This is a genomic window from Halomonas sp. A3H3 (assembly GCF_000982975.1).
Lineage (GTDB): Bacteria > Pseudomonadota > Gammaproteobacteria > Pseudomonadales > Halomonadaceae > Vreelandella > Vreelandella titanicae.
The window spans coordinates 3,634,904-3,645,539 of sequence record NZ_HG423343.1; the positions used below are offsets into that span (position 1 = coordinate 3,634,904).

Sequence of the window (10,636 nt, forward strand, 5' to 3'; positions counted from 1 at the left end):
AGGCGTCGGATTCCCACCACCTGCCGCGGAAACAGGCTAATCGGGGTAACGAAACATAAGGAGATGAAAACCATGGCGCCATCAGAAACAGCGAGAGAGAACGTTTCTCCAGGCCTGTTCGACAGGCTTACAAGCACCAGTGTACCCGTATTGCAGGATCTCCAGGAGGCAGCGCAGCTCGCTTTACAGGTGGAATTTACCACTATACCTGTCTACCTCTCGGCACTCTATTCCATTTCAGACGCCGGGAGCCATGTCTACCAGACCCTGCGCAGCGTTGCGATGGAGGAGATGTTCCATGTCAACCAGGCGGCCAACATCATCGTTGCCTTGGGCGCGCTGCCCAAATTTACTGGCGATGCGGTTCCTACTTTCCCCGGCTATATGCCACAGGCCAACCCGAAGACGACCCCTATGGTCGGCCTGTTTCGTGCATCCCCCGATGTATTCGCTAATGTCTTTGCCGCCATCGAAAGCCCGTCGCAGTACGGCGCGCCTCCTCAGGGCGACAACTACGACAGCATCGCGCAGCTGTACGGCGCCTTGGTTGCGGCGGTGGATGCCTATCCCGGAAACCCCTTCAGTACAACCGGTGTTCCTGGTCGGCAAAGAACCAATATCTATCTCGGCAAATTTGGCGGTAATGTCAACGAAGTGATGGACAAGGAGAGCTTCCACGCGGCGGTTAACGAAATCGTCGAGCAAGGAGAGGGAACCGTTCCCCCTGAAAAGCCTCTGGTTCCGGTTGAGAGCTTCGGTACTTACAACCACTATGGCAAGCGTACCGATGGCACCTACGGGCCCATCCTCGGCACCCCGTACGAGCTGAGTCATTTCCTCAAGTTCCGCGAAGTTTCACTCGACAGCGCCAATTTCCCGGCGACGCTCCCCATCATCTCCAATCCCGATAGCAGCGACTACACCAACCCGCAGGCCAAGCGGCTGTCTGACAGCTTCGATGATCACTACAGCCTGATGCTGCACGCCTTCGAAGCCACATTCAAGGCTGGCGACTCCGACCCTTATTTCAGTGTCGTCCTTTCAATCATGCACCGGGTGCTGCCGCATCTTGCCCGAGCGTTGATGTCTACCCCGGCCTTTGCCGACGGCGACAGCTCCGTTGGCCCCAATGCCGCACCGGCATGGCGCTACAGAAGCGATACCAATCGCACCTTTGGGGAACTGACGCAGGAGCTTGAAGACGAGCTCGATCAGCTGTCGACATCACCCAGGGAAAACGCATTGCGCACGCACCTTAAGACAGCCTTGGCAGGCGACAAAGAGATAGTGACGTCAGCCAAAGCGCTGGGCTTGTAATGGGCTAACGTTGAAAGGAAATCATCATGACTGACTATAAAATTTACCCGCCTATTGGCATTGCCCGTGTGGGGAACGCGCCGGAAAAATGCTATATCGGCCCCGAGACATATCGCGGTCTGCCCATTAACCTCGACGGAAGAGACTTCACCCAGGATGACTTCCGGGATGAACAGGGACGCATGTGCCGCCAGGCTGCGCGCTTTCATATTTTTCACGGCGACGAAGAGATCACCCTGGATACGCCCGGAGTAAAGACGATCACCTGGACTGTGCACATGGCGAACAAGAAAGCCAGTTGGTATGAGTTCGCCACCAACGAGGGAGAGCAGGGCTACGCCAGCAATCATCCCTTGCGCAACGCCGATGTGGAGGACCGACACAGCTTGATTATCGACCCAGGGCCACGCCAGATAAGCGGCGCCGATGCCGGTCCCGTCCCCATGGACCGCAATACAATTCCCGAGGGTTATAAGGGCGCAAACTTCCCTAAGGGCATTCTGTATCCCAATCGGGAGTGTATCGACACCCTAGGAGAGCTGCGTACCGACGCAGCCGGCCGCCTGCTGGTGTTGGGCGGTTTGGGTGTTTCCGGAACCGAAGATGAAAGCGCCGTGATCAAACAGTACGCTAATAATGATGGCTGGTGGGACGACACCGGTGACGGCCCAGTCAGCGCGGTAATCGAATGGGACAATGGCAGCAGCAATCCGGCTGATCCGGCCTGGGTGTCTGTGGCGCCACCTTCCTATGCGCCAGAGATCGCCAACCTGGTAACGCTCTGGGACACCATCTTCGACAGCGCTGTGCGTGCTGGACACAACCCACAGATAAATAATCAGGGCATGTGGCAAAGCGGATCCGATGGCTACAAGCCCAACTTCCAGAGCGAGATAAAACCACTACTGGAACGGGCCACCACCTACGCCTGGGTTGCGGCAATCCCTCCCAAGCCCCACAGCTTCGACATGGAGATGCTGGGAGCGGTACCGGATCATGAGGATCACTACCGTGGCCTGCGCAATTGGATTCTGGATGTTCTACGACCACCGGCAGCTGAGAACTCCATTATCTCCGGGCGGGGAGCCACCATGATGCCCTACCTAGCGGGGGACAACTGTCTTATCGGTGGGACGTTTACATCCACTTATCTACGTTTGACAGATACCCAGTTCTTCTTTGTTCAACAGTGGGCGGCGGGGCACTTTGTCAACGAGCCTGTTGCCGATAATGGCCCTCAATCACTGACACGCAATGTTCTGGAAAACTGTGTAGGAGGTGCGTTTTCTCCCGGTATCGAGCTCACCTGGATCACCCGCAATCGAGCCATCTACAATCGTGACGACCCTTTCCGTATCAATACCGCACCGCCCACCGAAGGGCCACTCAACCTGGGCTTTACGCCTACTGCGATGGAGCCCGGGGATCTCACTCGCTACATGGCCATACCCTGGCAGGCAGACTTCAATGAGTGCTCCTCACAACCCATCGGTGAACGAGTCTTGTGGTGGTGGCCCGCACAGCGGCCTGAATTCGTCTACCTGGAGCCGAAACCCCAGGGAGTACGCCAGGCGACTATGCCGATACCGGATGAGCAGACGGGAGGGCAGGTTGCCTGGATCGGCACCGATTTCGATCAGATGCGGGGAGATTTCATCTCCTTTGCCGACGACGTACAGATGGTGCAGTACTGGTCGCGGCTGGGGTTCGTGATGGAAAAAGAGGTTCAAGGAGAGCGCCGCTTTGTGGAGGTTGCACGCACCTTACCCCGACCTTTCACACCGAATGGGAACTGACTTCGATCTCGTTATCCTCGGCGCTGGCCCTGCCGGTTGCGCCACGGCTCTCGCCGCGATAGCGGAGGGGGTTGAGCGGGTGGCGATACTGGACAAGCCCGCCCGGCAGGCCTTTAAAGTGGGGGAATCCGCGGCGCCTGACGTAGTCGCTAAATTGAGGCTACTGGGTATATCGAATGACCTTGGGGCGAGAGGGCATCGACCCTACTACACCAATCTCTCCCTATGGGCAGGAGAGCGCAGGTTCGACGATTTTCTCCATCGCTCGACAGGGGATGGCTGGCATCTAGATCGGGAGCGCTTTGACGAGGATCTGCGTCAAGCCAGTGGTGAAAAAGGCGCGCAGCTACTAACGCCTGCGGTGTTGGAAGCTCTACGCTGGGATAGTAGCGAGTGGCAACTGCAAATAACGTATCAAGACAAACAGCACCTACTGAGTTGTCGTTACCTCGTTGATGCTTCCGGGCGCGGAGCTACCCTCTGCAGGCGACTGGGGGTAGAGCGAAAGCGTCTCGACGATTTGGTGGCGGTGGCGTGTAAATGGCCCAATGCCGGCAGGCTGGAGGGCATAACCCTGGTGGAATCGGTTGCTGACGGCTGGTGGTACGCTACCGGTTTGCCAGATGGTTCAGCACTGTTGGCGTTGATGTCGGATGCATCCGTTGTGCGCCAGAAGGGGCTGCGAAATAGCGAAGCATTCTATGCGCTCTGGGGCCAGACAGAAGAGCTACAACAGTGGCTGCAACCTTCTCGCCAGCACGCACTCTCGCTTACCTGCTTTGCTGCATACAGCGGTTTTGTGACCCAAGCAGCTGGGCCGGGCTGGATCGCAGTGGGCGATGCCCTGGCTACCTTTGATCCTTTGACCTCTTCGGGAATTTCCAACGCACTGGGCGACGGTTTGGCAGCGGCACCGGTAATCACCGATTGGCTGAACAGGCATGACCTGCAAGCGGCAGAACAGTACGCACTTCGCGCAAACAGGGGAATTAACCGCTTTATCAAGGAGTGGCAAGACCAATATAGCTTGGAGCGGCGGTGGTCGGATCATCCATTTTGGGCCCATCGTCGTGAGCTTGGTTAGAGAGGTCGATGCACTGGCCAATCAGGCGCAAATAAGTCGTGAAATGCACTTCACCGGAAGGACCAGGGATGCCAAAGCCCCTGCCGTCCCACGGATGGTCTTCAAGCGGGATCATTGTGGACAGGCCGGCTTCGGTAAGGGCAGCATGGATCTTGTCGGCATCTATCGTCTAGGAGCGCTAACGTGTTCTCAGTGGGAAATCCCTGCATCGGCAGCGGCTCATCAAATGCTTCCAGTGCCGAGATGGCTGCTTTCGAAGGGAAGACTCGTTGAGTAGCATTCTTTGAGAGATAGCGTCGCCCGCGTGTATCCGCATCAGCTTGCAAGTCTAGTTCATTCATCTTGGCCTCCTGGTTATTATCTCTGTTTCATGAAGCCTCATTCGGCATATAACGCCGGGTCGTGGCCCAGAACGCTAGCGCCAATAGGCTTAGCGAAGCGCCTAAAATGCACACACCCTGCCAACCTGCATGAGCATAGGCGGTTGTCGTGCTGATGGCGCCCAGGCCACTGCCGACCGAATAGAACAGCATATACAAGCCTAAGTAAGCGGCTATGTGCCTCAGGACGTGTGTGAAAAATCATGCTCTGATTAGTGACGTGAAGAGCCTGCCCACCCATATCAAGCAGCACAATCCCGATGATCAGCGCCCATAGCGACCACTCCATTAATGATAGTGGCCCCCACGCTAGCAGCAGCAACACCAGCGCAGCTGCACTGGTGCGCTGGCCGAGTCCTCGATCTGCCCATTTTCCGGCGCGAGCGGCTGCGAGGGCTCCCACTACGCCAGCCAAGCCAAATGCGCCAATGGCCGTATGAGAAAACTCATAGGGTGGTGCGCTAAGTGGCAATACCAAGGCACTCCAGCAAACGTTGAAGGCAGCAAACATTAGCATCGCCAGCACGCCGCGAATTTGTAGCACCCGGTTTTCCCGCAATAACACCAACATAGAGACAATCAGGTGTGGATAGCTTAGGGAACCTGATGCAGCTTTTAGCGTCGGCAGCCGACGCCACAGCGGTAGTGCCACTACCAGCATTATGACCGCAGAACACAAATAGACGCCTCGCCAGCCGGCCAGATCGCTTACACCACCAGCGAATACGCGGGCAAGCAACAAGCCAATAAAAACACCTCCTTGCGCTACACCGACGACACGACCCCGTTCATGAGGGGCGGCAGCGCTAGCCGCGTAGGCGATTAACCCTTGCGTCATCGCTGTGCCGAGCAAGCCAACACCGAGCATTCCTGCCAGCAGCATTAAGGTGGATTGCGACAATGCTACCACCACTAAAGAGGCCACCAACGCCAACAATTGCAGCGCCATTAGGCGACGACGATTCACCCGATCCCCTAGTGGAACGAGCAGTAGCAAGGCCAAGGCGCAGCCGACCTGAGTGGCCGTGATCACACCGCCAACGGCTGCATGACTGATGCCGAAATCCAAGGCCAGAGCATCTAACAGTGGCTGTGCGTAATAGACGTTGGCGACACTTAAGCCGCTGGCCGCGGCGAAAAGTAGCACTAAGCCGCGCGGCATGTCCGTTTGGACGACCGGTTTACTGTCATCACGAAGCGATACAGGCAGTACCGAAGACGCCTTCATAGCCATCTCTCATTCAATTGGTTTCAAATAAAAACTAGTTGGATGGTAGGTAACCTAGTTTTAAAATGCAACTGCATAGGTTGCCATAAACACAGGGAAGGCAAATATCATGCCCCGCCGCAAATCCACACATACTGAAACCTGCCCGGTGGCACGCTCTGTCGACGTTATCGGAGACCGATGGTCGCTGCTTATTGTACGAGATGCTTTTGACGGCATGAGGCGATTCGGTGACTTTCAGCGCAGCCTGGGCATGGCTCGCAATATTCTGGCCGAACGTCTGCGTCGGTTAGTTGAAGCGGATATCCTGGAAACTCGGCCTGCATCTGATGGCACGGCCTATCAGGAATACGTACTGACAGCCAAGGGCGAGAGTCTATTTCCTGTGGTGGTGGCTCTGCGTCAGTGGGGAGAACGCAACTTGTTTTCACACAGCGAGCAGCACTCCCAGCTTATCGACAAGTCAACAGGGCAGCCGGTGCCCTATATGGTCCCTCAGACCGGAGATGGCGATGTACTGGCCCCGGATGACGCGATAGTAAGAAAACTCCAGTAGCAACATCAGTTAAGCCTCACGGCCATTGCCCAAAACGATGGAGGAAATACGCCAGCTGGGCTAAGCACTGACTGATTGGCATCAACTGATACCGGTACTAGGGCTGGGTGACATCGGCCTGAGTGGCGCTAATATGCTGCGATTTCATTGCCGACGAAAGCGTGAGGAAGTCCGCCAGTTGCTGGGTGGCACGCTTCTGTGACGCCTGAACCATCACGAGTTCAACCATCGGCAGCTCCGGAAATCCCTCCCGCTTGCTTAGAATAATGTGGTCTTCAGCAAGCGCACTGGCGGGAAGCACGCCAATGCCGAGACCTGCTGACACAGCGGCACGAATATTGTCATAAGAGGCACTGACATAGGCGCTATAGCCGTGCTTCCCGGGCTGATCCAATGCGGCGAGCGCTGCGCTTCGGTAGCAACAGCCATCAGGAAAGATAACAAGTGGTATATCAGACATACGGTCAAAATCATGCCGTTGCGTGGCCACCCAATGGAGAGGTTCTCGCCGCAGCAGATGACACTGCCAGCGCGGGTCACTTGGCGTGAAGTCTCCTACGCACTTAAAGATGGCGAGATCAAGGCCGCTGTTATCGAGTTGGTGGAGCAGTTGCGAGGAGAGCGCAGAGACAACTTCCAGGCGCAGATTGCGGTTTAGCTCGGCGCACCGAGAAATAGCGCCATGTAGATCCACCACCTTGAAATCATCGGGAACACCAATCAGCAGGCGTCCGGCGATTTCGGGTTGTTGTATGGCACTCACCGCTTCAGACGTACGGGCAAGTATCTCATTGACGGCGGGAAGAAAACGCTCACCGTCTGCCGTTAAGCCAAGGATGTGACCTTGGCGACGCTCAAGCAACTTACAGCCGAGTATTTCCTCCAGCCGCTTCAGACTTTGCGTGACCGCAGACTGGCTACGGTACAGCTGAAGACCTGCCTGCTGAAAACCATTGCCTTCGGCCAACAGTACGAAAGCGCGCAGGTGTTCCAGCGTGACTCGCCTATCGCCCAAGGGGGAAGGTTGGCAATTAAACACACTGCATCTCCGCATTGAACATTAATTTATCTAATTATGAATGGTTAATAATTAATTTCCACTGCATGTAACTCCCATGCACCATCAGTTTCATGGTGATGGTGCAAAAGCAGGATGGCGCTTTTAGGGGGCTGCATGAATAATTTCGTATTAACTGGTTTGGTGGTCATTTTCAGTATCGTTTGGAGTTCGGCATTTATAGCCGGTGCCATTGCACTGACTGATTTCGACCCCTTTACGCTGCTCACCATCCGGTTTTTATTGAGTGCGTTACTGATGCTGCCCATTTGCCTTACCTACGGCAGTTTCCGGTTATCAACTCATGGTGATCGCATCGCTATCAGGCGCGGATTGCTACTCGGCGTGCTTAACAACGCCCTATACCTGGGGCTGAGCTTTGCCGCATTGCAGACGGTTCGCCCCCAGGTCGTTATTGTTATTGTTAGCTGCGCACCGCTGGCCACCAGTTTGCTATCAGCATGGTGGGGCGTAGAACCTCTTTCCCCAATGAAATTACTCGGCGCGGCGCTGGGATTAGTGGGAGTGGTGGTCATCTCAGGCGTTGCTAGTGGGGTGCAGGTCGATATTTGGGGAGTACTTATGGCAACCGGCGGCATGCTTGCCTTTGCCAGTGGCACCGTGTTCTTCCGCGGCCAAGGCGCAGGCCTTCCCGTCTTGCAGGCCAATTTCTGGCAATCCATTGCTGGCGCTGTCGCTCTTCTTCCCATGGCAATGGTGTTCGGGCAGCCGCTTACCGTGCCTTCTACCGCTACGATGATAGCGATTGCACATCTGGTACTTGTCGTCACCATCGGCGGAATGAGCCTCTGGCTTGTGCTGATCCGCATCAGCGGCGCTTCGACAGCATCGAGCTATCACCTTCTTAATCCGTTCTTCGGCGTACTACTCGCTTATCTAATACTAGGGGAGCCGTTGCGCATGGCGGATTTTATTGGGGCTGGGCTGATTGTCATCGGCCTGCTCATGACCACCCAGGCAAGGGCGAGAGCACCGCAGCGTTAGGACAGTCGTAGTGAATTAGAGAGCAGTGGCAAAAATATGATACAGGTCATGACCGTAGCCTAAAGTGTGATGAGTCGAGCATGGGATTCAACGAACTTTGCTGCTAGGCTCATTTTACTAGAGCTAAAAAAGCCGCAGGGAACAATCTAATGCCACAGGCACCTCGCATCGAGCTTCACCCCGTTAGCCAACGCGTGCAGGTGCATGTGCATGTGGGTGGCAAGTTGCTTGCCGACTCCAGCCAAGCCTTCGAACTCCGCGAATCTGGCTACCCACCACGCCACTACTTCCCACGTGAAGACGTGCGGATGGATTTGCTTACCACCTCAGAAACGACGACCCACTGCCCGTTTAAAGGCAGCACGGTGTATTTCTCGTTAGGCGAAAATAAAGATATTGCCTGGAGCTACGAACAGCCGATTGAAGGGATGGAAGCTATAACGGGTAAGGTGGCGTTTTATGAGCAAATTAGCAAATGACGCCTTTTGGACCCAAAGCGGACACAAAAAACTTATCATATCCGCCGCATTCTTTCCTGAAGCTGTTAGTTTAATTTATTAAGATAACTAAGGATTAAATAAGTATGGAAGAAGAAAGATCGTACAGCTTACCATTGAAAGCTCTTCCATCATTAGAGTACTCCTATCACCTTCAGGATTTAATTGAGCTTAATGAATACCTCTCTTCCAAGGGGCTAAGGTCAAGAAATACAAGGATTGAGAGATATATAGAATATTTTTCTTTGGTTTTGGAAAAAAATGAAGATCCATGGAAGGTCTTTAAAAATTCTTTGAAAGGGCCTTTTGAAAGTCCATTAGATTGGGAGCTTTACATATTACGGGAAGTTCATGAACTTATGTGGATATTAAGAGGCATGAAGTGTAAGGAACCTTTAGGTGGTGTTGAGAAACTAGAGCTTATGATAGGAGGAAGTGATTTTGCTGCACTAGATAAAGACTCAAGCTCTAGAAACGCTCAATTTGAACTTAGGATTGCTAGTTATTTTTTGCAATGTGGCTGCCATGTCGATCTTACTACCGAAACTGATGTTATTGCCATTTCCAACAAAGAAGTCTTTTATATTGAATGCAAGAGAGTCTCCAGTAGAAAGCAATTAGCCAAAAGGATAAGAGATGCTGAGGTCCAACTGCAAAAACGAATGCCCTTAAAACATGATGGGAAAAAAGTTTTTGGCTGCGTTGCTGCAGATGTAACTAAAGTTGCATATCAGCATAATGGCTTAACATTTGCAGTTACTAGTGATCATGCAAGAGATACAATACAAAAGGATTTGCAAGATGTGGTTAGCCACTTGGAGGCTAAGCCGGACTTTGGTACAAAGAAAAGGATTTTTAATTATTGGTTTCAAATTCATATTCCCTCGTTAGTTGCTCATCCACCATCAGTAGCTACAAGATTCTCTTCATTCCATAAATTTAATGAACGCTCGAATAGAAAAGAAGTTAGGGCAGCTAAGAATTTCTGTGAGATTTTTGAGTCAGCTTCACTGATTAGCGATAAAAGAGAAAATCCACCTCAGCAACTTAAGCCTCAAACTGAATATCGTATCCCAGCAGGCGCTACTTATTCATTTGACAAAGATGTGGTTTGTAGTGTTTTGAGAGAAAAGGAAGGAAAAGAATGGCCACTTGACAAGGAGTTAGCAGTCCTAGAAATTAAAAATGATGTCCATTATTTCTATGTTGCTGATTCAATAATTGCTATGCCAATAATTGAAAAAACCATACACAAAAGTGGGTATGAAGAGCTGGAAGAGTTAGCTTTGATAATGATAGCTATTATGTTTGCACAAAGGTTCCCGTATGAGCAATCTGTTTAAATCGTTATTATATAAAAATATCTGTAATTTTTATGTGCTGTAGTAGTGAAAATGATATGGCAGTTAACGACCGAGGCTGTGTGAAAACGTGATGGTCGCTATACTTTGACGAGGTTCGCTGAGGAAATAGTGATGAAGCGATTCGTGGTAGGCGAGGCCCGAAATCAAAGTACGTTATTCCCTGCGCTTTTAGACGATTTCATCGCAGACGATAACCCTGTCCGTGCCATAGAGGCGTTCATAGAAGGTCTCGATCTTAGAGGACTTGGTTTCAAGGGCGTCGATCCGCATGCAACAGGTAGGCCCGCCTATCATCCCGCTGTACTCCTGAAGCTCTATATCTACGGCTACCTCAATCGCATCCAGTCGAGTC

Annotated in this window: 10 protein-coding genes; 8 read left to right on the top strand and 2 right to left on the bottom strand. The window is 52.9% G+C overall.

Annotated features, from left to right (window positions below; translation table 11 throughout):
* Positions 1-72 precede the first annotated feature (72 nt).
* Genes HALA3H3_RS16275 through HALA3H3_RS16285 form a run of 3 tightly spaced genes read left to right on the top strand, consistent with a single transcriptional unit; the run spans position 73 to position 4,197 of the window.
* The gene (locus HALA3H3_RS16275) at positions 73-1,317 is read left to right on the top strand and encodes a ferritin-like domain-containing protein (protein WP_022522645.1); all 1,245 of its coding nucleotides are present in this window, start codon (positions 73-75) and stop codon (positions 1,315-1,317) included.
* A gap of 26 nt (positions 1,318-1,343) precedes the next feature.
* Positions 1,344-3,113, top strand: a complete 1,770-nt coding sequence (locus HALA3H3_RS16280; protein WP_022522646.1) for a LodA/GoxA family CTQ-dependent oxidase — start codon at positions 1,344-1,346, stop codon at positions 3,111-3,113.
* Entirely contained in the window at positions 3,061-4,197 is a 1,137-nt protein-coding gene (locus HALA3H3_RS16285; protein WP_022522647.1) for a tryptophan 7-halogenase, read from the top strand. Before HALA3H3_RS16280 ends, HALA3H3_RS16285 begins: the two co-directional genes overlap by 53 nt.
* A gap of 378 nt (positions 4,198-4,575) precedes the next feature.
* On the opposite strand, the gene HALA3H3_RS16290 is transcribed toward HALA3H3_RS16285, so the two are convergent.
* Positions 4,576-5,805, bottom strand: a complete 1,230-nt coding sequence (locus tag HALA3H3_RS16290; RefSeq protein ID WP_022522651.1) for an MFS transporter — start codon at positions 5,803-5,805, stop codon at positions 4,576-4,578.
* 109 nt (positions 5,806-5,914) lie between these two features.
* On the opposite strand from HALA3H3_RS16290, the gene HALA3H3_RS16295 reads away from it, so the two are divergent.
* Complete coding sequence (locus tag HALA3H3_RS16295; protein ID WP_022522652.1) at positions 5,915-6,361, top strand: winged helix-turn-helix transcriptional regulator; 447 nt, start codon at positions 5,915-5,917, stop codon at positions 6,359-6,361.
* 97 nt (positions 6,362-6,458) lie between these two features.
* Here HALA3H3_RS16295 and HALA3H3_RS16300 read toward each other — a convergent pair whose 3' ends face one another.
* Positions 6,459-7,400 carry a LysR family transcriptional regulator gene (locus HALA3H3_RS16300; protein WP_022522653.1) on the bottom strand — a complete coding sequence of 314 codons (942 nt, stop codon included), beginning with the start codon at positions 7,398-7,400 and terminating at the stop codon, positions 6,459-6,461.
* A gap of 135 nt (positions 7,401-7,535) precedes the next feature.
* Here HALA3H3_RS16300 and HALA3H3_RS16305 point away from each other — a divergent pair, with 135 nt between their 5' ends.
* From HALA3H3_RS16305 to HALA3H3_RS27140, 4 genes are all read left to right on the top strand, one after another.
* Positions 7,536-8,423: a DMT family transporter gene (locus HALA3H3_RS16305; RefSeq protein WP_022522654.1), complete on the top strand. Its 888-nt coding sequence runs from the start codon at positions 7,536-7,538 to the stop codon at positions 8,421-8,423.
* Between the two features lie 149 nt (positions 8,424-8,572).
* A complete protein-coding gene (locus tag HALA3H3_RS16310; protein ID WP_022522655.1) occupies positions 8,573-8,902 on the top strand; it encodes a DUF427 domain-containing protein in 330 nt (109 codons plus the stop codon).
* Positions 8,903-9,006: 104 nt separating this feature from the next.
* Complete coding sequence (locus tag HALA3H3_RS16315) at positions 9,007-10,263, top strand: hypothetical protein (RefSeq protein ID WP_022522656.1); 1,257 nt, start codon at positions 9,007-9,009, stop codon at positions 10,261-10,263.
* Positions 10,264-10,395: 132 nt separating this feature from the next.
* Positions 10,396-10,636: IS1182 family transposase (locus tag HALA3H3_RS27140; protein WP_053857012.1), on the top strand; the 241-nt coding region annotated here is incomplete at its 3' end.

Bases quoted from the DNA above. Each gene is read 5' to 3' on its own strand.
- HALA3H3_RS16275 (WP_022522645.1), top strand. From the start codon at position 73: ATGGCGCCATCAGAAACAGCGAGAGAGAACGTTTCTCCAGGCCTGTTC.
- HALA3H3_RS16280 (WP_022522646.1), top strand. From the start codon at position 1,344: ATGACTGACTATAAAATTTACCCGCCTATTGGCATTGCCCGTGTGGGG.
- HALA3H3_RS16290 (WP_022522651.1), bottom strand. From the start codon at position 5,805: ATGAAGGCGTCTTCGGTACTGCCTGTATCGCTTCGTGATGACAGTAAA.
- HALA3H3_RS16295 (WP_022522652.1), top strand. From the start codon at position 5,915: ATGCCCCGCCGCAAATCCACACATACTGAAACCTGCCCGGTGGCACGC.
- HALA3H3_RS16305 (WP_022522654.1), top strand. From the start codon at position 7,536: ATGAATAATTTCGTATTAACTGGTTTGGTGGTCATTTTCAGTATCGTT.
- HALA3H3_RS16310 (WP_022522655.1), top strand. From the start codon at position 8,573: ATGCCACAGGCACCTCGCATCGAGCTTCACCCCGTTAGCCAACGCGTG.
- HALA3H3_RS16315 (WP_022522656.1), top strand. From the start codon at position 9,007: ATGGAAGAAGAAAGATCGTACAGCTTACCATTGAAAGCTCTTCCATCA.